The organism is Microbacterium sp. RU33B, assembly GCF_900155915.1.
Lineage (GTDB): Bacteria > Actinomycetota > Actinomycetes > Actinomycetales > Microbacteriaceae > Microbacterium.
On the sequence record NZ_FTPO01000001.1, the window covers coordinates 1,159,818 to 1,184,290 of the forward strand.

Consider the following 24,473-nt stretch of genomic DNA (forward strand, 5'->3'; position numbering starts at 1 on the left):
GGTCAGGCCCGCGCCTCCCGTTTCTGCCACTCGCCCGCGTAGCGCGTGGGCGTGAAGCCCATCTCCTCGTTGATCGAGAGCATCGGCCGGTTCTCCTCGGCGTTGCCCGTGACGATCCTGTCCCCGGTGGGGAACACCGCACGAGCACGCCGCAGCGTCTCGGTCTTGACCAGCATCCCGAGCCGGTGTCCGCGGTGCTCGGCGAGGACGAGCGTGTCGTTCTGATCGATCGGCACGCCGGTGCCCGTGAACATCACGAGCTCGGTGAACGCGACGAGGCGCCCGGTGGCGAGGTGCTGTGCGGCGCCGACGAGCATGGTCATGCCGCTGGCCGCGTTGCGCGCCTCCATGCTGCGCAGCCGCTCCGCGTCCCACACCTCCTCGTCCACGACCGAGTCGCCGGCGGGGGCGTCCGTCGACATGCGCGACTTCATCCAGGCGTAGTCGTCGACCCACTCCGGGGGAGTCGGGGCCACCCACGAGACGTAGCGGTACCCGGTGGAGGCGGCGGTCGCCTGCACGCGGAGCGATTCGAGGGCGTCGAGCGGCCCGGTGAGATCGAGGGTGCTGATGCGGTACACCTGCTCCAAGGCGTAGCCCGCGTGGGCGAGCAGGGTGGACGCCGCATCCGTCGGGACCGCACCGAACCCGGTGCGTGCGGCGACCCTCGCACCTTCCGCGGGAGGGTGCTCTGTCCACGACTGCAGGATGTCTCTGCCCCGCTCTCGGGCCCGTTCCTCCACGAACGCCAGCGCGCGGGTGCCGAAGCCGCGGCCGCCGAACTCCGAGAGCACTTCGACCCGCACCTGAGCGCGACGCGATCCCTCCTCCAGAGGCACGTAGAGGAGCACGCGACCGGCGACCCGATCGCCGGTGCGCAGGATCCACCCGTGCACCTCCTCGTCGGTGGCATGCCACTGCGGGAGGGACTGTTCGGGGGTCACCGTCACTGAATCCGTGCCGCGCGTCTGCTCGCCGACGCGATTGCGCACCTCGATAGCGGCCCGGAAGTCCTCGAACTCCGGCGCGTGCACGTCGGCGTCGAGTCCTGGAACGCGGATCGGCGTGATGGTCAGCCTGTCGAGGATCGTCGGATCAGACATCCTGCACCTTCTTCCACGCACCCGCGTACGAGGCGGGCACGAATCCGAGTTCTTCGTTGATGTCGAGCATCGCCCGGTTCTCCTCCGCGTTGAACGTCGATACCCGGGGCGATGTCGGCACGAGGTCGCGCCACCGCCGAAGGTTGGCGCCCTTCACGATGGCGCCCAGCCGCTTGCCGCGGTGCTCGGAGACGACGAGCGTCCCCAGCTGGTGGGTCGATCCCGAGCGGTCATCGCCGATCAGGAGTTCGTTGTAGGCGACGATCCGACCCGTCGGCACATGCAGCACGGCGGCGACCGAGACGAAGTGGCCGCCCCCGAGCAGACGCGCGTCGCGTCGTTCGACGCGCGCGGCATCCCACGTCTCCTCCTCGAAGACCATGCCGGCGCTCGGCGCGTCGGTGGCCATGCGGGAGAGCACGTCGGCGAACCCCTCGCGGTACTCCCGCGGGGTCGGCGCCGACCAGGTCACGAGGCGGTAGTCCTCGCCGGCCTTCTCGAAGCCCTCCTGGAGCAGGCGATCGACGATCTCGAAGGAGCCGTGCAGATCGAACACGCTGTTGCGCTCGGCCTGTTCGAACGAGTATCCGTGGTCGAGGAAGAACCGGGTCTGCCGATCGTGCAGCGGGATGCCGCCGAATCCCGTCGGCGACGGCAGGATCTCTCCGTCGGCGTCACCGCGGTGCATCGTCCACGTCTGCAGGATCGAACGGCCGCGGGCGGCGGCCTCCGATTCGACGGTGTCGAGGAGAAGGTCCTCGATGCCGGTGCCCCAGTGCGCGGGATGGGCGAACAGGTCGAACTCCAGCGTCTTCGACCCCGGCTCGTTCGGGAACGTGATCAGCGCGGCTCCGACGATCTCGTCGTCGCGACGTGCGAGATGGCCGACGCGCGTCGTGTCGGTCTGGTCGAGCCACGCCGGCAGCGACTCGCTCGGCGTCTCGCGGAAGTAGTCGTGTCCGGCGTCGTGACGGCAGTACTCGTTGCACAGCTCGACCATCGCTCGGAAGTCCGCGGCGTCGGCGGAGTGGACGGATTCCGGGACGGTCAGAGCGACGAGCTCGAGGCTCGGGGCGGTCGTGTCAGTCATCGAGCACCTTCTTCCACGCACCCTGGTGCGCGATCGGGACGAAGCCGATGGCTTCGTTGATGTCGAGCATCGGTCGGTTCTCCTCGGCGTTCTCGGTGAGCACGCGAGGGGAGTCCGGCACCACGTCGAGCCATGCGAGCAGCCCGGCGCACTTCACGAGCATCCCGAGGCGGTGGCCGCGGTGCTCCTTCAGCACGAGGGTGTCCTCCTGGTGGGTCGGCGCGGTCAGGTCACCGCTCGCGACGAGCTCGTTGAAAGCGACGAGTTCGCCGGTCGCGATGTGCTGGGCGGCGGTCACCTGCATCGTGAGACCTCCGTCGAGGTAGCGCTGGTTGTGGTCTGCGACGCGCGCGGCATCCCAGACCTGCTCCTCGATCTCGAGGTCGGCCGACGGCGCGTCGGTCGACATCCTCGATTTCATGACCGCATACGAGTCGAGGAACTCCGGGGGTGTCGGCAGCACCCACTGCACGACGCGATAGCCCTCGGCAGCGGCCCGAGCCTCGGCGAGCAGCGCCTCCAGGCGGGGGCGGATGCCGGACAGCTCGAGGTGGCTGGAGCGGTCCACCTGCTCGAGGGTGTAGCCGTGCCGCAGGTAGAACCGGGTCACCGGATCGTCGGCGACCACCGAGCCGAAGCCCGTGGGCGCGTCCAGGCGCGGGCCTTCGGACTCCGGGCGCTCGGCCCACGACATCAGCACCGTGCGTCCGTGGTCGCGCGCGGTGCGCTCGATGAGCTCGTGCGCGGCGTCGGCGATGCCGCGTCCCCAGAAGGCGGGTCGGATCTCGATGGACCAGTACGCGTTCCGGGAATCGTCCTCGAACGGGATGTCGACGCCGACGCGTCCGATGACCTCTCCGTCGAGCACGACGAGCCACATGAGACGCAGTTCGTGCTCGTCGGGCTGGTAGTGGGGGAGGAGCTCCTCGGGCGCCATCGAGTCGTACGAGTACGGGCGGAGTTCGGCGTAGGCGATGTTGCGCACGCGCATCATCTCGAGGAAGTCGGCGGCGTCGTCTGCGTCGACGGAGGCGGGGAACACGAGGGGACGGAACTCCACCTCGGGGCGGTCGTGGTTCATGGTGTGCTTTCGGTCAGATGAGGGGTCGAGGGGCGCGACCCGGAGGGTGGAAGACCCTCCGGGTCGCCCCGGGTGGGTGCCGGCCGGCGCGATCACAGCAGTCGCAGCAGACGGTCGTGCTGGGCGGCGAGTTCGCGGGCTTCGCGCTCGCGCTCCGTGCGCAGGCGACCGGCGTGTGCGACAAAGTCGGAACGGCTCTCGCTCTGCCGCGCGCTGCGCAGCAGAAGCCAGAGACCGAGGCGCAGCGAGAGGCGGTCGGCGAGGCCGACGTGCCGATGCGGCGGGGGCAGGGCGGACAGGGACTGGTGGAGGACGAGTTCGGGACGATCCCGAACGCGGGAGTCGAGGGACGACATGGTGATCTCTTTCGAGTCGAAGGATGTGCGTGAGCGCCGAGTGCGGCGGGAGCATCGCGAGAGGATGCGGGCAGGCACGCCGAGAGGGCGGCCGCCGGAGTGCGCGGTGAGCAGGCGACGGAAGATCGTCGAAGGCTGCCGGAAGGCAGAGCTCTCCTGTGCGCGGGCTAGATCGCTGCGGGCGTGAGAGCGATGAAGAATCCGGTCGCCAGAGCAGAACGGACCTCCCCGCGGAACGGGTGGGCGACCGGAGTCATTCCGGGCACGAATCGTGTGAGCATCATGGCGACCTCCTTTCCTCATCTGACGCGAAGAGAGACGCTAGCGCGCCGGTGATGCGCACGTCAAGCCGATTCTCAGAATTCGTCGACCTCCGGGCGTGTCGAGCCGATCGCACCTCGCGCCCTCCGCGGCCCGCCTGCCGCGGAACGGCGCGGGAGTCCGGTACCGTGAAGCGGTGATCGACCTGGCCGGGAGGGCGTGCGGATGCACCTGAAGAGCGTGACGATCAAGGGCTTCAAGTCGTTCGCGCAGCCGACCACCTTCGCCTTCGAACCCGGTGTGACGGCCATCGTCGGCCCGAACGGCTCCGGCAAGTCCAATGTCGTCGACGCACTCGCCTGGGTGATGGGCGAGCAGGGCGCGAAGACCCTGCGCGGCGGCAAGATGGAGGACGTCATCTTCGCCGGGACCGCCACGCGCGGGCCGCTCGGACGCGCCGAAGTGCAGCTCACGATCGACAACAGCGACGGCGCCCTTCCGATCGAGTACGCCGAGGTGACGATCAGCCGAACGCTGTTCCGCAACGGCGCGAGCGAGTACGCCATCAACGGCGGAACCTGCCGCCTGCTCGATGTGCAGGAGCTGCTGAGCGATTCCGGCCTCGGTCGCGAGATGCACGTCATCGTCGGCCAGGGGCGCCTGGACAGCGTTCTTCAGGCGTCGCCCGAGGACCGGCGCGGCTTCATCGAAGAAGCCGCCGGCATCCTGAAGCACCGCCGTCGCAAGGAGAAGACTCTCCGCAAGCTGGAGGCCATGGAGGCGAACCTGACCCGCCTCAGCGATCTGGCGGGCGAGCTCCGGCGTCAGCTGAAGCCCCTCGGACGCCAGGCCGAGATCGCGCGGGAGGCGGCGACCATCGCCGCCGTCGTGCGCGACGCGAAGGCACGGCTGTTCGCCGACGAGCTCGTGGGCCTGCGCGCCGAACTGGCGGACCATTCGCGCAACGAGCAGGAGCGGCACGCCGAGCGCCTCGTGCTGCAGGAGCAGGCCGACACGGTGCGCCAGCGCATCGAGCAGCTGGAGGCCGAGCAGCGGTCCGAAGCCGTCGATCAGTCCCGACGGGTCACGTTCGAGCTCGAGCGCGTGCAGGACCGGCTCCGCAGCCTCTACACCCTCGCCGGGCAGAGGCTCGCTCTCCTGGGCGAGGCGGAGGACGACGGGGCCATCCAGTCGACGACGGTGTCGCAGTCCACGATCGACGAGGCCCGGGCGGAGATCGACGAGATCGCCTCCGGGCTGGGCGACGCGCAGGATGCGGCGGCAGAGGCGGCGCGCGACGTGATCCGCGCACGGGCAGAGCTCGATGCGCTCGACTCCGACATCTCGGCCCAGAGCGCGCTCGTCTCCCAGCACGACATGCGGCTGACGGCACTGCGCGGGTCGGCGGAGGCCGCGGCATCCGCTCTCGCCGCTGTGCAGGCTGCCGTCGAGCGGCAGCAGAAGGCACTGGACGCCGCGCTCTCACGCCGCGCCGAGGCCGAGGAGGTGCTCGCCGGCGTCGACCCCGACCTCGTTCCCGAAGGGGCATCCGCCGAGCACGCGGCCGAGTACGAGCGCGCGCAGCGCGACGCGAACGAGGCCGAGACCGAGGTCGGCGCGCTGCGCGATCGACTGCACGCGGCGGAGCGCGAGGTCGAGGCGCTGACGGCGCAGACGGCGGCGCTCGGCCGCGCCCTCGACATCCGCAATGCGGCCGCAGAACTCGTCGCGCGCGGCGGCGCGGGAGTGCGGGGGCTCATCGGCGACTCGATCAGGGTCACCGCAGGATACGAGGCGGCGATCGCGGCGGCGCTCGGCCCGCTCGCCGAAGGGCTGCTCGTCGACACCCGCGACGACGCCTATGCGATCGCCCGCATCGTCCGCGGCGACGACATCGGCGTCGTCGACATCGCCATCGCCGAGTCGGGTTCGGCCGGTCCCGCGTGGCCGCAGGTCGCCGGCGCGACGCCCGCCGTCGACATCGTCCAGGCCCCCGAAGGCGTGCTGGGCATCCTCGCGTTCACCGTCGTCGCCGATGATCTCGACGCCGCAGCAGCGGTCGTTGCGGCTCTGGGAGAGTCCACGACGGCGGCACCCGTCACGATCGTGACGCGCGCGGGCGAAGTGGTCACCGCGCACACCGTCCGGGCCGGCTCGGGGGGCGGTCGCTCCCGGCTGGAGCTCGCGGCGGAGCGGGATGCCGCGGCCGACCGACGCACGGAGATGGTCGTCGTCGCCGATTCGCTCCGCGAGGCTCTGGCCGACGCCGTGCGCACGCTGGAAGCCGCACGGCACCGCACGAAGTCCGCTCTTGAGAGCCTGCGCGCGTACGACGCCGCACTGGCCGCGCACACCGAGCAGGTGAACCGCGCCACCGTGCGCCACGAGGCCGCGATCGCCGAATGCGAGCGACTCGCGGCGGGCGTCGCGCAGGCCGAGGCGGCCGTCGCGGAAGCGGCCGCCGCCGCCCGTTCGACGGAGGATCAGCTCACCCACGCGCTCGAGGCTCCGCGCCCGATCCTCGACGTCTCCGCTCGCGACGGACTCCTCAGCGCGCTCGAAGAGGCCCGAGAGGGCGAGATGCGCACCCGGCTGGACGTCGAGACCCTCCGTGAGCGCGTGCGGGCGGGAGAGACCCGCGTCGTCCAATTGGAGCGTCAGCGCGAGCGCGAGCGCGAAGCCGCCGCGGAAGCAGCCCGACGTGCCGTGATCCGCCGAGCGCAGCGCGAAGTCGCGGCCGGAGTCGCGGCACAGCTGCCCGCCCTGCTGGACTCGGTCGGGCGGTCCGTCGCCCAGGCGCGCCTCGAACTCGCGACCGCCGAGTCGGCCCGTTCGGCGGTCACCGCCGAGCTGACCGACGTGCGGGCACAGGACGCCGCCGTGCGCGAGCGGCTCGCGGGACTCACGGAGAGCGTGCACGGCCTCGAGCTCCAGATGCACGAGAAGCGCCTGCACGTGACGAGCCTGCTCGAGCGCGTCGGCTCGGAGCTCGGCCTCGCCGAAGACATTCTCATTTCGGAATATGGTCCGGACCAGCTGATTCCGGCGGACGATCCGGCCTCGGATCAGGAGGACGAGGGTGCCGCGGCATCCGGAACGCCGTTCGAGCGCTCGGCGCAGCGACGCCGACTGCAGGACGCCGAGCGCAAGCTCGCACAACTCGGACGGGTCAATCCGCTGGCGCTCGAGGAGTTCGAGGCCCTCGAGCAGCGGCACAGGTTCCTGACCGAGCAGCTCGCCGACCTGGCGCAGACGCGTCGCGATCTCATGACGATCATCGAAGAGCTCGACGAGCGCATGCAGACGATCTTCCTGGCCGCGTTCGACGATACGAAGGCCGCTTTCCACGAGGTCTTCCCGATCCTGTTCCCGGGCGGAACGGGAAGCATCTCCCTGACCAACCCCGACGACCCGCTCACGACGGGGATCGAGGTGTCGGTGCGTCCGGTCGGGAAGAAGATCGAGCGGCTCTCGCTGCTGTCGGGTGGAGAGCGCTCGCTCGCCGCGGTCGCCCTGCTGACGGCGATCTTCATGGCGCGGCCGAGCCCGTTCTACATCCTCGACGAGGTCGAGGCGGCGCTCGACGACGCGAACCTCGGACGCCTGCTCGGCGTGTTCGAGCGGCTGCGCGAGAGCAGCCAGCTCATCGTCATCACGCATCAGAAGCGCACGATGGAGATCGCCGACGCCCTGTACGGGGTCTCGATGCGTCAGGACGGCGTGTCGGCGGTGGTCGGCCAGCGGCTGGGGGATCGCGCGGCCAGCTGATCATGTCGCTCGTACGATGGGGCGGGTGATCCTCTCGACTGCCCATCGGCGGCGCCTCGCCGCGGCATCCGTCCTCGCGGCTGTGCTCGCACTCGCGGCGTGCACGTCCGAAGCGGATGTCGTCCCGCCGTCCGAGGGAGCGTCTCCGACGGCGGGCGCCGACGGGACGCTGCCGCCGACCGACCTGTCGTTCGCGGCGGGCGCCGAGCTGGTCGCCGGCGAGTGGGTGCCGCAGTGGGGCGACAGCTTCGCCGCCGACGACGGCTTCACCGTCGGCTCGGCCGACGACGGCCAGGGCAACTGGTCGTACATCCAGACCGCGACGCAGTGCGAGATCTCGTTCTCGCAGGGCGGGCTCGGCGGCCTCGACGCGGCGGCGGGCGACGCTGCGCTGTCGGACGAGCTTCTCGCGCGCTTCCTCCAGGCGACTCCCGCAGAGGTCACCCCGCACACCGCCGATGACACGCTGCTGCAGGCGGTCTCCGGATCGGCCAGCGTGGACGTCCGCACCGTGGCGGGCACGAGCCCCGACAGCGGAGCGTCGTGGATCATGTCGGCGCGCGGATTCGGCTCCCTCGACGCGGGGCTGCTCGTCGGCGTGGTGTGCCCCGCGGGCGTCGATGCCGTGGCGCAGCGCGACGCCCTGCGCGACTCCCATCTGCGGATCGTGCTCGTCCCGCAGCAGTGACGAGCGGGAACTCTCTCGCCGCCGATCTAGGCTGGACTCATGGCTGAGAGCTCCTGGTCGCTCGGCCGCGCCCTGCGCGGCATGTTCGTCAAGCCCACGATCGATGAGACGACGTGGGACGACCTCGAGACGGCGCTGCTCACCGCCGACTTCGGTCCCGACATCACCGAACGCATCGTCGACGAGCTGCGCGAGAAGGTGGAGCGGTACCGCACGACCGATCCCCGTGACCTGCAGCGGATGCTGAAGGAGACGCTGGAGGAGCACTTCGCGAAGTTCGACACGACCCTCCGGCTCACCGAGCGCCCGGCCGTCGTGCTCGTCGTCGGCGTCAACGGCGTCGGCAAGACCACGACGATCGGCAAGTTCGCCAAGTTCCTCCAGCGCTACGGCCGATCGGTCGTCGTGGGCGCCGCCGACACCTTCCGTGCGGCCGCCGTCGACCAGCTCGCGACCTGGGCGGAGCGCGGGGGAGCAGCGATCGTCCGGCCCCAGCAGGAGGGCCAGGACCCGGCATCCGTCGCCTTCCAGACGATCGAGTACGCCAAGCGCACGGGCACCGAGATCGTGCTGGTCGACACGGCGGGACGTCTGCACACGAAGGGCGGGCTCATGGACGAGCTCACCAAGATCCGTCGGGTGATCGAGAAGCAGGCGCCGATCAGCGAAGTGCTTCTCGTGCTCGACGCCACGACGGGTCAGAACGGCGTCATGCAGGCCCAGGCCTTCCTCGAGCACGCGGGCGTCACGGGGCTCGTGCTCACGAAGCTCGACGGCTCCGCGAAGGGCGGGTTCGTCCTCGCCGTGCAGGAGAAGACCGGCATCCCCGTCAAGCTCCTCGGCCAGGGCGAGGGCATCGGCGACCTCACGGGATTCACGCCGCACGTCTTCGCGGCAGCGCTCGTCGACTGAGATCGACCGACTCGCCGGGTCGGGCTACCGCCCGGGCGGCGGGGATGATTGCATAGGGCCATGGCGATCGAGCACGACTACTTCGGACTCCTCGAGTCAGGGCCCGACGGGTCGATCTTCTGGTCGGAGAACGTCGACCTGGGAGATCAGACCGTGACGGTCGACCTCACGGCGCCCGATCAGGACGACGTGTCGGAGGCCGCCCTCGACGTCGCCGCCGGCCTCATCTCCGCGATCGAGACGATCGACCGCACCGCGCGCAACTCGATGGTCGACGAACTCGACGACCGCACGAGCGAGGTGACCGAGTACATCCTGCAGCTTCAGGCCGAGCTCGGCGCCGAGATCGACGACCTCCTCGTCGACATCTCCGGCGACACCCCGATCGACATCATCCGCTCGCTGCAGCTGATGAGCATGACGATCCTCGCCGACGAACACGGCGGGAAGGACCCGTTCGCCGTCCTCGAGTACGCGTTCGATCCCGATGCGACCGACGACGTGCTGCTGGTGAACCTCGGCTCCGACGGCGACGTGCTGTCGGTGACCTCGGCGGACTGACCTGAGCCGCTACACGGCCTGGGCGAAGCCGAGGTCGGCGGCGTCGGCGATGTGCGCCAGGTGGGGCGGGATGCCGCGGCCCTTCGCCGTCATCGACTGCGCCCACAGCCGCCCCGCACGGTAGGACGACCGGACGAGCGGACCCGCCAGCACCCCGAGGAATCCGATCCGCTCCGCCGCGTCCTTGAACTCGACGAACTCCTGCGGCTTCACCCAGCGCGCGACCGGCAGATGGCGGGGGGTCGGGCGCAGGTACTGCGTGATCGTGATGATGTCGGTGCCCGCGTCGTGCAGATCCTGGAGCGCCTGCACGACCTCTTCAGGCTCTTCGCCCATGCCGAGGATGAGGTTCGACTTCGTGATGAGACCGGCATCCCGTGCCTGCGTCAGCACGTCGAGCGAGCGTTCGTAGCGGAACGCCGGACGGATGCGCTTGAAGATGCGCGGGACCGTCTCGACGTTGTGGGCGAACACCTCGGGCCGCGAGTCGAACACCTCGCCGAGCAGAGCGGGATCGCCGTTGAAGTCCGTCGCGAGGATCTCGACGCCGGTGCCGGGGTTGTCGGCATGGATGCGGCGGACGGTCTCGGCGTGCAGCCACGCCCCGCCGTCGGGGAGGTCGTCGCGCGCGACGCCGGTCACCGTGGCGTAGCGCAGCTGCATGCGCTGCACGCTCTCGGCGACCCGGCGCGGCTCATCGGTGTCGTAGTCGGCCGGCTTGCCGGTGTCGATCTGGCAGAAGTCGCACCGGCGCGTGCACTGCGAGCCGCCGATCAGGAACGTCGCCTCGCGGTCCTCCCAGCACTCGTAGATGTTGGGGCAGCCGGCCTCCTGGCAGACCGTGTGCAGCCCTTCCTCCTTCACCAGGCTGTGGAGCGCCTGGTACTCCGGTCCGAGCTTCGCCTTCGTCTTGATCCACTCGGGCTTGCGCTCGATGGGGGTCTGGGCGTTGCGCACCTCGAGCCGCAGGAGCTTTCGGCCTTCGGGGGCGTGTCCGGGACCGGATGCCGCGGGAGCGGCGCCGCAGGCGCTCACGCGGCCACCGCCGCGTACTCGGCGGTGAACGCATCGGCGACGACGTCCACGACGTCGTGGGTCGTGATCACGCGGCCGAGCACTTCGCTCATGGTCGTGACGCCGGCATCCGTGATGCCGCAGGGGATGATCCCGCGGAACCCGGCGAGGGAGTTGTCGCAGTTGAGCGCGAACCCGTGCATCGTCACTCCGCGCTGCACGCGCACGCCGATCGCGGCGACCTTGTCCTCGCCGAGAGGCCGGCGCACCCACACACCGCTGCGTCCTTCGACGCGATAGCCGTCGATGTCGAACTCGGCGAGCACGTCGATCAGCACGCCTTCGAGCCGGCGCACGTGCGCCACGACGTCGACGGGTTCGGGCAGCCGCACGATCGGGTAGCCGACGAGCTGTCCGGGTCCGTGCCAAGTGATCTTGCCGCCGCGGTCGACGTCGACCACCGGTGTGCCGTCGGTGGGGCGTTCGTGCCGCGCCGTGCGCGCACCGGCGGTGTAGACGGGCTCGTGCTCGACGAGCAGGAGCGTGTCGGAGCGCTCACCCGACACGACGGCGGAGTGGATGCTGCGCTGCAGCGCCCAGCCCTCGAGGTAGGGCACGAGGGCGGGGGAGAGCCGCGGGGTGGGGATATCGAGCATGGCGTCCTTCGCTTCTGGCGGGCGACGTTGTTGGATCGCGTCCAACAATACGCTCCCCGGACCGGTCGACGGGCTGCCGTCGAGAATGGAGGAGACACGCCGACCGCGACGCGCTCAACATGCGGCAGGACTCGAAACTCCTACGGTTCTCGACGCGCCTAGGCTGAGAGCCATGTCGATCAGTGCCGGCCGACCCCGTGCGTCATCGCGGGAGATCCTCGCCGAGGCGGCGTGCGAGCTCTTCCTCGAACAGGGCTACGCAGGCACGTCCATCGCCGACATCGCCGCGCGCGCGGGTGTGAGCCGCTCGAGCTTCTTCAACTACTTCGCCTCCAAGTCCGACATCCTCTGGTCGGGTCTCGACGAGCGGATCGAGACTCTCTGCGCCCGCCTGGCGGGAGAGCGGTCGGCGGATGCCGCCGCCGACGTGCGCGGCGCTCTGCTCGCCCTCGGCGACGGGTTCGCGCCCGACAGCCTCGCCCTGGCACTCGTGAACGCCCAGGCGATGGGTCTGGTCGACGAGCTCGAGCGCGAGGCGTCCGTCCGCCGCTCGCGCATCGCCGCCGCCGTGTCGACGAGACTGCGGGATGCGGGCGCCCCCGTGGTCGCGGCCGACGTCGCGGGAGCAGCGCACGGAGGGGCGGTGCTGGCGGCGATCGACGCGTGGGCCCTCGAAGGGGCCGGGCTCGCGCCGCTGGCGGCTTCGCTGCGGGCCGGTGTCGATGCCGCCGCCCTGACGCTGCCCGCGCCCGTGCGGCAGCTGAGGCTCGTCGTCCGCGCGGACGACTTCGACGCCGCCCTCTCCTTCTATCGCGACGAGCTCGGGCTCACCGAGCAGGAGTCGTTCCAGGGCGACGGCGGTGCCCGTGTGACGATCCTGGGAGCGGGCCGCGCGACTCTCGAACTCTCCAATGCGGCGCAGGTCGAGCTGATCGATCGCGTCGAGACCGACGGCAATGCGCCGAGCGACGCTCTGCGTGTCGCTTTCGAGGTCTCCGACACCGCGGCGACGGTCGAGCATCTCGCGGCCGCCGGCGCGGCCGTGGAGGCATCCGCTCGCGTCACGCCGTGGCGCTCGCTGAACGCTCGACTGCGCGGCCCGGCCGGACTGCAGCTGACGCTGTTCCAGGAGCTCGGCCCGGAGCACTGAGCCGGAACCCGCACGATCGCCGCCGTGACACCGCCGCGACGAGCTCGGTGCTCGACGACCGTCCCGTAGAATCGGGGGATCATGGCAACTTTCGGCACGCTCTCCGATCGTCTCACCGAGACCTTCCGCAACCTCCGCACGAAGGGCAAGCTCACCCCTGCCGACGTCGACGGCACGGTGCGCGAGATCCGCCGGGCTCTGCTCGACGCCGACGTCGCGCTGCCCGTGGTGAAGGAATTCACGGCGAAGGTGCGCGAGCGCGCCCTCGGCGACGAGGTCAGCCGCGCGCTGAACCCGGCGCAGCAGGTCGTGCAGATCGTCAACGAGGAGCTCATCGCGATCCTCGGCGGTCAGCAGCGCCGCCTGCAGTTCGCCAAGACCGCGCCGACCGTGATCATGCTCGCGGGCCTTCAGGGCTCGGGCAAGACGACGTTCGCGGGCAAGCTCGCGAAGATGCTCGAGAAGGACGGCCACACGCCGCTGCTCGTCGCGGCCGACCTGCAGCGACCGAACGCCGTCAACCAGCTCCAGGTGGTGGCCGCTCAGGCGGGTGCCGCGGTGTACGCGCCTCAGCCGGGCAACGGCGTGGGCGATCCCGTGCAGGTCGCGCGCGACGGCGTCGAGACCGCGCGGCGGCAGCAGCACGACGTCGTCATCATCGACACCGCCGGACGCCTCGGCGTGGATGCCGAGCTCATGAAGCAGGCTTCCGACATCCGCAGAGCGACGAACCCCGACGAGGTGCTCTTCGTCATCGACGCGATGATCGGCCAGGATGCCGTGAACACGGCCAAGGCCTTCCAGGACGGCGTCGACTTCACCGGCGTCGTGCTGTCCAAGCTCGACGGCGACGCGCGCGGCGGTGCGGCACTGTCCGTGGCCTCCGTCACCGGCCGTCCGATCATCTTCGCCTCGACCGGCGAGGGCCTCGACGATCTCGAGGCCTTCCACCCCGACCGCATGGCCTCGCGCATCCTCGACCTCGGCGACATCCTGACCCTCATCGAACAGGCGCAGTCCGCGTTCGACGAGGAAGAGGCCATGAAGATGGCCGAGAAGCTCGCGACGGAGCAGTTCACGCTCGAGGACTTCCTCTCCCAGATGCAGCAGATGCGCAAGATGGGCTCGATGAAGAAGATGCTCGGGATGCTGCCGGGCATGGGCCAGATGAAGCAGCAGCTCGACGACTTCGACGAGCGCGAGATCGACCGCACCGAGGCGATCATCCGCTCCATGACGCCGAGCGAGCGCCGCAACACGAAGCTGCTCAACGGCTCCCGCCGCCTCCGCATCGCGCGCGGTTCGGGAATGACCGTCACCGACGTCAATCAACTCGTCCAGCGCTTCGAGCAGGCCGCGAAGATGATGAAGACCGTCGCCCGCGGCGGCGTTCCCAACATCCCGGGCATGGGGCCCGTCGGCGGCAAGCCCGGCGCATCCGCCAAACGCGGCAACAAGCGCAAGGCGCAGAGCACGTCGCGCTCCGGCAATCCCGCGAAGCGCGCGGCCGAGAACGCGGGAGCGGCCGCGCAGGCTGCGGCGGCGCCGACCGGTTCGGGCTTCGGCCTCGGCGGCGGGAAGGGCGCTCCGAGCGCGGAAGACCTCGCCGAGCTGCAGAAGATGCTCGGGCGCGGCTGACCGATTTCGGTCTGCTCTCCGCGGGCCGGTAGCCTGAGCGTGCGGGACCACTCTGGGGGAGAGGGACCGGGCGAGCTGGGGACCGCCTGCGGGAGAGCAACGGGGAATTCGTGGCGAGTCGCATCTCAACGGCGGACGTGTTCGAACGCGACGTGCCGCTGTACGTCGAGAGCCACACCGGACGCGTCCCCAAGTACCCCGCCAGCGCACTCTGGCGCTGGGGTCTGCGCCTCGTCATCGCCGCGTTCTACACGGGCCTGGCCATCTGGTGGAACTGGGCGGCTGAGGGGGACTGGGCGGGCACGGCCAACGCCGCCCTCGCCGCACGCGTCGCCGACATCGAATGGGGCGCCTCGGGCGTCGGCGTCATCGGACAGCTCTACCCGCCGATCACGAGCCTCGTGGCCGCGGTCATCCCGGGCGGAGCTCTCGGCCTCGCGATCGCCGCGTCGATCGCCGCAGCCCTGACGCTTCAGCTCATCCTGCAGTCCCTGCAGCGCAAGCAGTTCCCGATGAGCGTGCGCACGATCTTCGTCCTGACGATCGCCACGACGCCGCTCTACACCTATGTCGTACTGACGAACTTCGAGGCAACCGTCGCGCTCATGTTCTTCGCGCTGGCCATGGTCGACCTGGTGCGGTTCGTCACGTGGGCGAACACCCAGGCCGGCTTCCGAGCCGGACTGCTGTTCGCCTGCGCGGCGTTCTCCGACACCACGACCGTCTTCGCGGCGCTCGTGGCCGCCATCGGGGGTGGGCTCCTCATCCAGTCCCGCACCGGCGCCCGCGTGGCCAACGCGGTCGTCGTCGCGTTTCCGACGATCACCCTCTTCGTGTCGCTGGCCGTCCTCGGCATCGCGTTCGGCGCCGGACCGCTCGCGATGGTGCGCGGTGATCTGGCCTGGAGCAACGAGCGGGCGATCGGCTTCGCGCAGTCGCTCACCACTCCTCTGGGATGGCTGTACCTGGCGCCGCTCGTCCTGATGATCGTCGCGGCGTTCGGACTCGGCTTCCCCGGCACGGCAATCATCGCCGTGCTGCTCCAGGCGAGCACGGTGCTCGCCTTCATCGTCGGACTCACCCCGCCCGGTGTCGCGGGCGTGACCTACATGCTCCTTCTCCTGCTCGCCGTCGCGATCGTGCCGACGCCGACGACCGGCGCGCACTCGTTCCTCACGGCCGGCGTCTCGGTGTTCCTGTGGATCATCGGGTGGCTCACGGCGCTGCAGTGGCCGATCGTCGCGCTGTGGATGAGGACGTTCGGAGGAACCCCGTGAACCCCACCCGAATCGACGCGGGGCTGCTGTCGGCCGATCTGCGCACGACCTACGCGCAGCAGGGCTGGATACCCCTCGAGCGCGACGACGACGTGATCGTCGTCGGGTCGTCGCTGCCCGACTCGGCTCGACGGTCCGCGCGCATCTCCGCCCTGCTCGACGCGCGCGTGCGCATCGTCCCCCTGTCGCAGGGCGACATCGTCGACGCGGTCGTCGACGCCTTCCGGGCGGAGTTCGTCGAGGAGGCCGCCAACGCGCTCTACCACCGCGACCCCGGGCTGTCCGCGCGATACGTGCTCTCCCGCGGCCAGAAGATCGGCGGAGTGATCGCCCTCCTGGCCGTGATCGGCTTCGCCGTCGTGTGGCCCCTGCAGACCCTGATCGTCGTGATCGCCATCGCGAGCGCCGTGTTCCTCGCGAGCACGCTGTTCAAGTTCACCGTGGCGCTGCACGGTTCGCGCTACGACCTCGTGAAGCACGTCTCACCCGCCGACATCGCCGCCGTCCGCGACGAGGACCTCCCGATCTACACGGTGCTCGTGCCGGTGTTCCGGGAAGCGCGGATCGTCGGGCGACTCGTCGAGAACCTGGGGCGACTGGACTATCCGGCCGACAAGCTCGAGATCATCATCCTCGTGGAGGAGGAGGACGACGAGACGCGCGATGCGATCGCCGTGTCGGAGCCCCCCGAGAACTTCATCGTCGTCACGGTGCCCAAGGGCGCACCCCAGACGAAGCCGCGCGCGTGCAACGTCGGACTCGCCGTCGCACGGGGGGAGTATCTCGTCATCTACGACGCGGAGGACGCCCCCGAACCCGACCAGCTGAAGAAGACGGTCATCGCCTTCGACCGTTCGTCGGAATCGACCGTGGTCATGCAGGCCGCGCTCAACTACTTCAACGCGCGGGAGAACGTGCTCACCCGCATGTTCGCGCTGGAGTACAGCTACTGGTTCGACTACATGCTCGCCGGGCTCGACGTGCGTGATCTGCCGATCCCGCTGGGCGGCACGTCGAACCACTTCCGCACCGCCGCGCTGCGCGAGCTCGGAGGCTGGGACCCCTACAACGTCACCGAGGACGCCGACCTCGGCATCCGATCCAGCGCCCTGGGCTACCGGGTGGGCGTAGTCGACTCCACGACCATGGAGGAGGCGACGTCGCGCATGGGGATCTTCGTCGGACAGCGCAGCCGGTGGATCAAGGGCTACATGCAGACGGCGCTCGTGCATGCGCGCAATCCAGGCCGGCTCATCAAGAAGATCGGCCTGCGCCGGTTCGCCTCCTTCGCGCTGCTCATCGCCGGGACGCCTCTCACCTTCCTCGGCGTGATCCCGTTCACGGCGCTCCTGGTGGCCTCCCTCGTCTTCCCGTGGGCCGACATGTCGGCGATCTTCCCGCCGTTCGTGCTGTGGCTCTGTCTGCTGAACTTCCTCATCGGCAACGGCCTCATGGTGTACCTCAACATGATGGGTCCCTACAAGCGCGGCAAGTTCTGGCTCGTGGGCTGGGCGCTGCTCAATCCCGTCTACTGGATCCTGCACTCGCTCGCGTCGTACAAGGCGCTCTGGCAGCTCATCACGAAGCCGCACTACTGGGAGAAGACGGAGCACGGGATGTCGCACTTCGTCCTCGAAGAGGACGCGGACCGCCCCGACCGCGACTCCTGAGGTCAGTGCCCGAGCGAGGCCAGGTGCTCCCGCAGCGTCGGGCCCGCGCGGAACTCCCGGATGAGGTGGTGCACGACTTCGCGCAGATCGCCGTCCGCGGCATCCGCCACGAGCACCTGCCGCGCGTACGAGGCGCCCTGCGTCAGGATCCGGTCGAGTCCCGCGAACTCGCGGGCGCAGTGCAGCTCCGACGCGATGTCGCCGAGCTCCGCCATCGTCTCGCGCAGGTGCTCCGTGACCGGACGCTGCGTGCCCGCGCGATCCACGATGACCCGGGCATCCAGTCCGTAGCGGGCGGCGCGCCATTTGTTCTCGCGCACGAACCACGGCGGGAGCGAGGCCAGCTCGCGTCCTTCGTCGAGCTGGCGCGAGAAGTGCTCGACGAGCACCTGCACCAACGAGGCGACCGCGGCGAGCTCGGGCAGCGTCGACATCCCGTCGCACGCACGGACTTCGATCGTCCCCCATTTCGGAGCCGGTCGGATGTCCCAGCGCACCTCGCTGGCATCGTGCATCACACCGGTGGCGACCATGTCGTCGAGGTAGCTCGCGAACTCCCGCCAGTTCTGCAGGGGCCAGGGGAGTCCCGCCGTCGGGAGCTGCTGGAAGACGAGGGCACGGTTCGACGCGTAGCCCGTCCGCTCACCCGCCCAGAACGGGCTCGACGCCGACAGCGCCTGGAGGTGGGGCAGGTAGGTGGACAGCGCATTGATGATGGGGAAGACCTTGTCGACGTCGTCGACCCCGACGTGCACGTGGATGCCCCAGATCATCATGTTGCGCCCCCACCACTGGGTGCGCTCGATGAGGGTGTGGTAGCGCGTCTTGTCGGTGACCTGCTGGTCGTACCACTGTGCGAACGGATGGCTCCCGGCGCAGAGGATCTCGACATCGAGCGGATTGGTCACGGTGCGCACCGCCGCGATCGCGTCGGCGATGTCGTCGACGGCGGCCGCGACCGTGTCGCCGATGCCGCTGGTGACCTCGATCGTGTTCGTGAGCAGCTCGCCGGTGATCGTGTAGCGCTCGAGCTCCGTGCTCTCGCCGAGGGCGGCGAGCACGTCGGGCGCACGGGGGACGAGGTCTCCCGTCTCGCCGTCCGCGAGCATGAGCTCCCACTCCAGACCCACGGTCGAGCGGGCGGATGTCGAGAAGGCCTCCGTCACGCGCTCATTCTGGCACGGGGGATGATCCGATCGCGTCATCCGGCACCGCCGCGTCGGTTCGCGGCATCCGGCGCGATGTGGGACAATTGTGGGTCGGACCCCCTGCTCGACCCTCTATCCAGCAGCGGCGTCCATCCCTGAGCTTCCGCCGGGTGTGCACCCCACGCTCCAGGCGACCAGTTCCCACTTCCACACATCCAGGAGAATCGTGGCTGTAAAGATCCGTCTCAAGCGTCTCGGCAAGATCCGCGCGCCCTACTACCGCATCGTCGTCGCCGACTCGCGCACCAAGCGCGACGGTCGCGTCATCGAGGAGATCGGCAAGTACCACCCCACCGAGGAGCCCTCGTTCATCGAGGTCGACACCGACCGTGCCCAGTACTGGCTCGGCGTCGGCGCCCAGCCGACCGAGCAGGTGCTCGCGCTGCTGAAGCTCACCGGTGACTGGGGTCGCTTCCAGGGCGACGCGAACGCCGTCTCGACCGTGCGCACCGCGCCGGCCAAGGAGGAGTTCTCGATCGACGCGTCGAAGAAGTCGGTCGTCAAGCCCAAGGCCGAGAAGAAGGCCGAGGAGCCGGCTCCCGCCGACGCCGAGGTCGAGGCGCCCGCCGCCGACGCCGACGCCGAGTAATCCGTTGCTGGCCGCCGCGCTCGAGCACATCGTCAAGGGGATCGTCGATCACCCCGACGATGTGCAGATCCATTCGTCCACTTCGCCTCGCGGAGACGTCCTCGAGGTGCGCGTGCACCCCGACGATCGCGGACGCGTGATCGGGCGCGGCGGCCGCACGGCCCGGGCTCTGCGCACGCTCATCTCGGCGCTCGCCGACGGTCGACGCGTCCGCGTCGACGTCGCGGACGACTGAGATGGCCGAGCCCACCCGCAAGGAGGGGGCGAAGGCCGCTGTCACGCCGCCCGCCGCCCCCCGGACGCAGCTTCGCGTCGGACGCCTCGTGAAGGCCCACGGCCTGAAGGGCGCCCTCAAGCTCGAGCTGTACACCGATGACCCCGAGGGTCGCTTCACTCCCGGCGCCACCTTCACGCTCCAGGTGCCCGAGGCATCCCCGTGGCACGGCAAGCCCCTCACGGTGCGCGAGTTCCGCTGGATGAACAGCCACCCCGTGGCGTTCTTCGAAGACGTCGACGACCGCGAAGGCGCCGAGAGCCTCGTCCGCGCGATCCTGTGGATCGATCAGGACTCCGAGGCCGCGCCGGACGAGGACGAGGCCTGGTACGACCATCAGCTCGTCGGACTCGACGTGGTCCGCGACGACGCCGTGATCGGCCGTGTCGTGCGCGTCGACCACCTTCCGTCGCAGGACATGCTCATCGTCCGTCCCGCAGGGTCGGGATCCGGCGATGCCGAGATCCTGGTGCCCTTCGTGAAGGCGATCGTGCCCGAAGTGGATGTCCGCGCCGGACGCGTCGTCGTGACGCCGCCACCCGGACTCTTCGAAGACCTCGCCGACGACGACTCCGACGCGCCCGAGGCCTCGGCTGCCGAGGACGCCCCCGAGGACTGACGTGCGCATCGACGTCGTCTCGATCTTCCCGACGTTCTTCGACGTGCTCGAGGTATCGCTTCTGGGCAAGGCTCGCGACCGTGGACTCCTCGACGTGCGGGTGCACGATCTGCGCGACCACGCCCACGATCGGCACCGCAGCGTCGATGACACGCCCTACGGGGGCGGCGCCGGCATGGTGATGAAGCCGGAGCCCTGGGGGCAGGCGCTCGACGAGATCGTGGCATCGAGCGACGCGGATGCCGGGACGGTGCGACCCGTCATCATCTTCCCCTCTCCCGCCGGCGAGCTGTTCTCGCAGGCGACCGCGCGGGAGCTCGCGGACGAACCGCACCTCGTGTTCGGCTGCGGCCGGTACGAAGGCATCGACGAGCGCGTCTTCGACTACGCCGCGACCCTCGGTCGCGTGCGGCTCATGAGCCTGGGCGACTACGTCCTCAACGGCGGCGAAGTGGCCGCCATGGCCATGATCGAGGCGGTGGGCAGGCTGATCCCGGGAGTGGTGGGCAACCCGGAGAGCCTGGTCGAGGAGTCGCACGAGGACGGACTGCTCGAGTACCCGTCGTACACCAAGCCGGCCTCGTGGCGCGGACGCGAGGTCCCGGATGTCCTCCTCAGCGGCCACCACGCGCGCGTGGCCGACTGGCGCCGCGCGCAGCAGGTGGAGCGCACGCGCATCCGTCGCCCGGATCTGCTGCCCGCCGCCGAGACCGAACCGCAGGCCTGAGCGGCGCGGCGGACGGATCGCGCCGAACTCCGTCTGTACAGCTTCGCGACAACCGCGCGAAACACGGGCACGGCAGACTGGGGTGGTCCATCCCGCCCGAACGGAGACACGTGCCATGCGCAGAGCCAAGATCGTCGCCACCCTCGGCCCCGCGACCGAGTCGTACGAGGTCGTGGAGGCCCTCGTCCGCGCCGGCCTCGACGTGGCGCGCCTCAACCGCAGCCACGGCGACTACGGCGTGCACGAGCAGGCCTACGCGAACGTGCGGAGGGCGAGCGAGGCGTCCGGTCGCGCGGTCGGGGTGCTCGTCGACCTGCAGGGACCGAAGATCCGTCTGGCCCGTTTCGCCGCGGGCCCGCATCACCTCGCCCCCGGTGACGTCTTCACGATCACGACCGAGGACGTCGAGGGCACGAAGGAGATCGTCGGCACGACCTACCCCGATCTCGCTCGGGACGTGGCGGCGGGCGACAGCATCCTGATCAACGACGGCAAGGTGCGCCTCCGCGTCCTGGAGACCGACGGCGTGCGCGTGCGCACCGAAGTGGTCGTGGGGGGAGAGGTGTCGAACAACAAGGGCATCAATCTGCCCGGCGTCGCCGTATCGACCGCCGCCCTCAGCCCGAAGGACGAAGACGACCTGCGGTGGGCGCTGCGGCTCGGCGCCGACATCGTCGCGCTCTCGTTCGTGCGCAGCCCGCGCGACGCCCATCGGGCGCGGGTGATCATGGCCGAAGAAGGCCGCGACGTCCCGCTGATCGCGAAGATCGAGAAGCCCGAGGCCGTGGAGCATCTGCAGGAGATCATCGACGCGTTCGACGGCGTCATGGTGGCGCGTGGCGATCTCGGCGTCGAACTGCCGCTGGAGGCCGTGCCGATCGTGCAGAAGCGCGCGATCGAGCTGGCGCGGCGCTGGGCGAAGCCCGTGATCGTCGCGACGCAGATGCTCGAGTCGATGATCGACGCTCCCGTGCCCACCCGTGCCGAAGTGAGCGACGTGGCCAACGCGGTGCTCGACGGCGCGGATGCCGTGATGCTCTCGGGGGAGACGAGCGTGGGCGCGCATCCGGTCACGGTGGTCGAGACGATGCAGCGCATCATCTCCTCGACCGAGGAGCACGGGATCGGACGCATCCCGACCCTCGGCACGAAGCCGCGCACGCAGGCGGGCGCCCTCACGCTGGCGGCGGCGAGCATCGCCGACTTCGTGGATGCCCGGTACGTGTGCGTGTTCAGCAAGTCGGGGGACTCCGCGCGCCGGATGTCGCGCCTGCGCCTTCCCGTTCCGATCATCGCGTTCACCGACCTGCCCGGTGCGCGCTCGCGCAACGCCCTCGTCTGGGGCGTTCAGACCTACCTCGTGCCGTTCGGCCGGACCACCGACAGTCTGCTGGAGATCATCGACGCCACGCTGCTCGAGCAGGGTCTGGCCGAGGTCGGCGACCGGGTCGTGATGACGGCGGGAGCCCCTCCCGGCATCGCGGGCTCGTCCAACAACGTGCGCGTCCACACCGTGGGCGGAGAGGCCGGCCCGACCCCTTAGTCGAGCGGCGCTCGTCCGGCAAGAGCGGCCGGCAATTCACCCATCGTCGTTACGGTGGATACAACCCGATGGAAGGACCCCTCTTGCAGACTTGGCCTGGATCCGCCTACCCCCTGGGCGCGACGTTCGACGGCAACGGAACGAACTTCGCGCTCTTCAGCGAGGGAGCCACGAAGGTGGAGCTGTGCCTGTTCGGCACCCGCGGCAAGGAGACGCGCATCCCGCTGACCGATGTCGACGCCTTCGTCTGGCACGCGTACGTGCCGAACGTGCTCCCCGGCCAGCGGTACGGCTATCGCGTGTACGGGGATGACGACCCGGCCAACGGGAAGCGGTTCAACCCCCACAAGCTCCTCCTCGATCCCTACGCCAAGGCCGTCGACGGCCAGGTGCAGTGGAACCAGTCGGTGTTCGGCTACAACTTCGGCGATCCCGATTCCCGCAACGACGAGGACTCCGCCGCGTCGATGATGAAGGGCGTCGTCATCAACCCGTTCTTCGACTGGTCGGGCGACCGGCTGCCGAAGACCCCCTACGCCGAGACCGTCATCTACGAGGCTCACGTGCGCGGCCTGACGAAGCTCCACCCGGAGATCCCCGAGGAGATGCGCGGCACCTACAGCGCCCTCGCGCATCCGGTCGTCATCGACCATCTCAAGCGTCTCGGTGTCACGGCGATCGAGCTGATGCCCGTGCACCAGTTCATCAACGACTCCACCCTGCAGGACAAGGGGCTGTCGAACTACTGGGGCTACAACACCGTGGCGTTCTTCGCCCCCCAGAACACGTACGCCTCGACCGGTCAGGGCGGCGAGCAGGTCCAGGAGTTCAAGGGCATGGTGCGCGCCCTCCACGCGGCGGGCATCGAGGTCATCCTCGACGTCGTGTACAACCACACCGCCGAGGGCAACCACCTGGGCCCGATGCTCTCGATGCGCGGAATCGACAACGAGGCGTACTACCGCCTCGAAGACGACGACAAGCGCTACTACACCGACTACACCGGCACGGGCAACAGCATGAACGTCCGGCATCCGCACACGCTGCAGCTCATCATGGACTCGCTGCGGTACTGGGTGCTCGAGATGCACGTCGACGGATTCCGCTTCGACCTCGCCTCGACGCTCGCGCGCGAGTTCTACGACGTCGACCGGCTGTCGACGTTCTTCGAGCTCGTGCAGCAGGATCCGGTGGTCTCGCAGGTCAAGCTCATCGCCGAGCCGTGGGACATCGGGCCCGGCGGCTACCAGGTCGGCAACTTCCCGCCGCAGTGGACGGAGTGGAACGGCAAGTACCGCGACACCGTCCGCGACTTCTGGCGGGGCGAGCCGCAGGCACTGGCCGAGTTCGCGTCGCGTCTCACCGGCTCGGCCGATCTGTACGAGCACTCCGGCCGCCGTCCGGTGGCATCCATCAACTTCGTGACGGCCCACGACGGCTTCACGCTGCGCGATCTCGTGTCGTACAACGAGAAGCACAACGCGGCCAACGGCGAGGACAACAACGACGGGGAGTCCCACAACCGCTCCTCGAACTACGGTGTCGAAGGGCCGACCGACGACCCCGCGGTGAACGCGCTGCGTTCGCGCCAGCAGCGCAACTTCCTCGCGACGCTGCTGCTCAGCCAGGGCGTGCCGATGATCGCGCACGGCGACGAGCTGGGCCGCACGCAGGGCGGCAACAACAACGGCTACGCGCAGGACAATGAGATCACCTGGGTGGCGTGGGACTCCGTGGACCAGTCGCTCGTGGAGTTCACGGCCGCACTGACCCGTCTGCGCCACTCCCACCCGTCGTTCCGTCGGAGCCGGTTCTTCAACGGCCGCCCGGTGCGTCGAGAAGAGGGCCAGCCGATCCCCGACATCGTCTGGCTGCGTCCCGACGGCAGTCAGATGCAGCCGGAGGACTGGGACTCCGGCTTCGGACGTGCCGTCGGCGTGTTCCTCAACGGCGACGGCATCCGCGAACGCGACCGTCGCGGCCAGCCGATCAGCGATCTGCACTTCATCCTGCTGTTCAACGCCGGCGACGAACCCGTCGACTTCTCGCTTCCCGACAACGAGTTCAGCCCGCACTGGGATGTGCTCGTCGACACGGGGAGCGGCCAGATCAGCACCGGAATCGCCGAGCCCGGGGCGATCGTGCCCGTTGACGCGAAGGCGATGGTCGTGCTCGGCGAGCACCGCGACGCCGTCAGCGAGCCCGACCATTCGGTCGCCGCGTCGCTGACCGTGATGACCGGAGCGATCGAGGTCTCACCGGCGCCGAAGCCCGAGCTCGGGAGCTGA

21 protein-coding genes are annotated in these 24,473 nt (G+C 69.7%); 14 read left to right on the forward strand and 7 right to left on the reverse strand.

Features of this window, described 5'->3' with window-relative positions; all coding sequences use genetic code 11:
• Positions 1 to 2: 2 nt before the first annotated feature.
• The 4 genes from B0B14_RS05700 to B0B14_RS05715 all read right to left on the reverse strand — a co-directional run bounded on the left by B0B14_RS05700 (position 3) and on the right by B0B14_RS05715 (position 3,630).
• Complete coding sequence (locus tag B0B14_RS05700) at positions 3 to 1,103, reverse strand: GNAT family N-acetyltransferase (RefSeq protein ID WP_083710358.1); 1,101 nt, start codon at positions 1,101 to 1,103, stop codon at positions 3 to 5.
• Positions 1,096 to 2,193, reverse strand: coding sequence for a GNAT family N-acetyltransferase (locus tag B0B14_RS05705; RefSeq protein WP_076680494.1), 1,098 nt, complete (start codon positions 2,191 to 2,193; stop codon positions 1,096 to 1,098). Before B0B14_RS05705 ends, B0B14_RS05700 begins: the two co-directional genes overlap by 8 nt.
• On the reverse strand, positions 2,186 to 3,274 hold the full coding sequence (locus B0B14_RS05710; protein WP_076680495.1) for a GNAT family N-acetyltransferase: 1,089 nt from the start codon (positions 3,272 to 3,274) through the stop codon (positions 2,186 to 2,188). Before B0B14_RS05710 ends, B0B14_RS05705 begins: the two co-directional genes overlap by 8 nt.
• Positions 3,275 to 3,366: 92 nt before the next feature.
• Entirely contained in the window at positions 3,367 to 3,630 is a 264-nt protein-coding gene (locus tag B0B14_RS05715; protein WP_076680496.1) for a hypothetical protein, read from the reverse strand.
• A gap of 486 nt (positions 3,631 to 4,116) precedes the next feature.
• On the opposite strand from B0B14_RS05715, the gene smc reads away from it, so the two are divergent.
• Genes smc through B0B14_RS05735 form a run of 4 tightly spaced genes read left to right on the forward strand, consistent with a single transcriptional unit; the run spans position 4,117 to position 9,820 of the window.
• Positions 4,117 to 7,659: a chromosome segregation protein SMC gene (gene smc / locus B0B14_RS05720; protein WP_076680497.1), complete on the forward strand. Its 3,543-nt coding sequence runs from the start codon at positions 4,117 to 4,119 to the stop codon at positions 7,657 to 7,659.
• 25 nt (positions 7,660 to 7,684) lie between these two features.
• A complete protein-coding gene (locus tag B0B14_RS05725) occupies positions 7,685 to 8,347 on the forward strand; it encodes a hypothetical protein (RefSeq protein ID WP_076680498.1) in 663 nt (220 codons plus the stop codon).
• 39 nt (positions 8,348 to 8,386) lie between these two features.
• Positions 8,387 to 9,259, forward strand: a complete 873-nt coding sequence (ftsY, locus tag B0B14_RS05730; RefSeq protein WP_076680499.1) for a signal recognition particle-docking protein FtsY — start codon at positions 8,387 to 8,389, stop codon at positions 9,257 to 9,259.
• Positions 9,260 to 9,319: 60 nt separating this feature from the next.
• Positions 9,320 to 9,820 carry a DUF2004 domain-containing protein gene (locus tag B0B14_RS05735; RefSeq protein ID WP_076680500.1) on the forward strand — a complete coding sequence of 167 codons (501 nt, stop codon included), beginning with the start codon at positions 9,320 to 9,322 and terminating at the stop codon, positions 9,818 to 9,820.
• Positions 9,821 to 9,829: 9 nt separating this feature from the next.
• Here the strand turns inward: B0B14_RS05735 and lipA are convergent, their stop codons facing one another.
• Positions 9,830 to 10,855 (reverse strand): lipoyl synthase, encoded by a 1,026-nt coding sequence (gene lipA / locus B0B14_RS05740; protein WP_076680501.1) that lies wholly within the window; start codon positions 10,853 to 10,855, stop codon positions 9,830 to 9,832.
• Complete coding sequence (gene lipB, locus B0B14_RS05745) at positions 10,852 to 11,490, reverse strand: lipoyl(octanoyl) transferase LipB (protein ID WP_076680502.1); 639 nt, start codon at positions 11,488 to 11,490, stop codon at positions 10,852 to 10,854. Before lipB ends, lipA begins: the two co-directional genes overlap by 4 nt.
• 172 nt (positions 11,491 to 11,662) lie before the next feature.
• On the opposite strand from lipB, the gene B0B14_RS05750 reads away from it, so the two are divergent.
• The 4 genes from B0B14_RS05750 to B0B14_RS05765 all read left to right on the forward strand — a co-directional run bounded on the left by B0B14_RS05750 (position 11,663) and on the right by B0B14_RS05765 (position 17,225).
• Positions 11,663 to 12,640, forward strand: a complete 978-nt coding sequence (locus tag B0B14_RS05750; RefSeq protein ID WP_076680503.1) for a TetR family transcriptional regulator — start codon at positions 11,663 to 11,665, stop codon at positions 12,638 to 12,640.
• 81 nt (positions 12,641 to 12,721) lie between these two features.
• Positions 12,722 to 14,278 (forward strand): signal recognition particle protein, encoded by a 1,557-nt coding sequence (ffh, locus tag B0B14_RS05755; protein ID WP_076680504.1) that lies wholly within the window; start codon positions 12,722 to 12,724, stop codon positions 14,276 to 14,278.
• 110 nt (positions 14,279 to 14,388) lie between these two features.
• Entirely contained in the window at positions 14,389 to 15,555 is a 1,167-nt protein-coding gene (locus B0B14_RS16745) for a hypothetical protein (protein WP_256714274.1), read from the forward strand.
• A complete protein-coding gene (locus tag B0B14_RS05765; RefSeq protein WP_076680506.1) occupies positions 15,552 to 17,225 on the forward strand; it encodes a glycosyltransferase in 1,674 nt (557 codons plus the stop codon). Before B0B14_RS16745 ends, B0B14_RS05765 begins: the two co-directional genes overlap by 4 nt.
• A gap of 2 nt (positions 17,226 to 17,227) precedes the next feature.
• Here B0B14_RS05765 and B0B14_RS05770 read toward each other — a convergent pair whose 3' ends face one another.
• The gene (locus B0B14_RS05770; protein WP_076680507.1) at positions 17,228 to 18,391 is read right to left on the reverse strand and encodes a glutamate--cysteine ligase; all 1,164 of its coding nucleotides are present in this window, start codon (positions 18,389 to 18,391) and stop codon (positions 17,228 to 17,230) included.
• A gap of 208 nt (positions 18,392 to 18,599) precedes the next feature.
• Between B0B14_RS05770 and rpsP the strand changes: the two genes are divergently transcribed.
• The 6 genes from rpsP (at position 18,600) to glgX (ending at position 24,473) form a co-directional block, all read left to right on the forward strand.
• Positions 18,600 to 19,022 carry a 30S ribosomal protein S16 gene (rpsP, locus tag B0B14_RS05775; RefSeq protein WP_076680508.1) on the forward strand — a complete coding sequence of 141 codons (423 nt, stop codon included), beginning with the start codon at positions 18,600 to 18,602 and terminating at the stop codon, positions 19,020 to 19,022.
• Positions 19,023 to 19,026: 4 nt separating this feature from the next.
• On the forward strand, positions 19,027 to 19,257 hold the full coding sequence (locus B0B14_RS05780) for an RNA-binding protein (protein ID WP_076680509.1): 231 nt from the start codon (positions 19,027 to 19,029) through the stop codon (positions 19,255 to 19,257).
• Between the two features lies 1 nt (position 19,258).
• Complete coding sequence (rimM, locus tag B0B14_RS05785) at positions 19,259 to 19,915, forward strand: ribosome maturation factor RimM (RefSeq protein WP_076680510.1); 657 nt, start codon at positions 19,259 to 19,261, stop codon at positions 19,913 to 19,915.
• Between the two features lies 1 nt (position 19,916).
• Entirely contained in the window at positions 19,917 to 20,642 is a 726-nt protein-coding gene (trmD, locus tag B0B14_RS05790) for a tRNA (guanosine(37)-N1)-methyltransferase TrmD (RefSeq protein ID WP_076680511.1), read from the forward strand.
• Between the two features lie 115 nt (positions 20,643 to 20,757).
• Positions 20,758 to 22,185: a pyruvate kinase gene (pyk, locus tag B0B14_RS05795; RefSeq protein ID WP_076680512.1), complete on the forward strand. Its 1,428-nt coding sequence runs from the start codon at positions 20,758 to 20,760 to the stop codon at positions 22,183 to 22,185.
• 83 nt (positions 22,186 to 22,268) lie between these two features.
• Positions 22,269 to 24,473, forward strand: a complete 2,205-nt coding sequence (glgX, locus tag B0B14_RS05800; RefSeq protein ID WP_076681300.1) for a glycogen debranching protein GlgX — start codon at positions 22,269 to 22,271, stop codon at positions 24,471 to 24,473.

Coding starts and splice junctions, on each gene's coding strand:
- lipB (WP_076680502.1), bottom strand. CDS start 11,490: ATGCTCGATATCCCCACCCCGCGGCTCTCCCCCGCCCTCGTGCCCTAC.
- B0B14_RS05735 (WP_076680500.1), top strand. CDS start 9,320: ATGGCGATCGAGCACGACTACTTCGGACTCCTCGAGTCAGGGCCCGAC.
- smc (WP_076680497.1), top strand. CDS start 4,117: ATGCACCTGAAGAGCGTGACGATCAAGGGCTTCAAGTCGTTCGCGCAG.
- pyk (WP_076680512.1), top strand. CDS start 20,758: ATGCGCAGAGCCAAGATCGTCGCCACCCTCGGCCCCGCGACCGAGTCG.
- rimM (WP_076680510.1), top strand. CDS start 19,259: ATGGCCGAGCCCACCCGCAAGGAGGGGGCGAAGGCCGCTGTCACGCCG.
- B0B14_RS05705 (WP_076680494.1), bottom strand. CDS start 2,193: ATGACTGACACGACCGCCCCGAGCCTCGAGCTCGTCGCTCTGACCGTC.
- B0B14_RS05750 (WP_076680503.1), top strand. CDS start 11,663: ATGTCGATCAGTGCCGGCCGACCCCGTGCGTCATCGCGGGAGATCCTC.
- B0B14_RS05715 (WP_076680496.1), bottom strand. CDS start 3,630: ATGTCGTCCCTCGACTCCCGCGTTCGGGATCGTCCCGAACTCGTCCTC.
- ffh (WP_076680504.1), top strand. CDS start 12,722: ATGGCAACTTTCGGCACGCTCTCCGATCGTCTCACCGAGACCTTCCGC.
- B0B14_RS05710 (WP_076680495.1), bottom strand. CDS start 3,274: ATGAACCACGACCGCCCCGAGGTGGAGTTCCGTCCCCTCGTGTTCCCC.
- B0B14_RS05700 (WP_083710358.1), bottom strand. CDS start 1,103: ATGTCTGATCCGACGATCCTCGACAGGCTGACCATCACGCCGATCCGC.
- ftsY (WP_076680499.1), top strand. CDS start 8,387: ATGGCTGAGAGCTCCTGGTCGCTCGGCCGCGCCCTGCGCGGCATGTTC.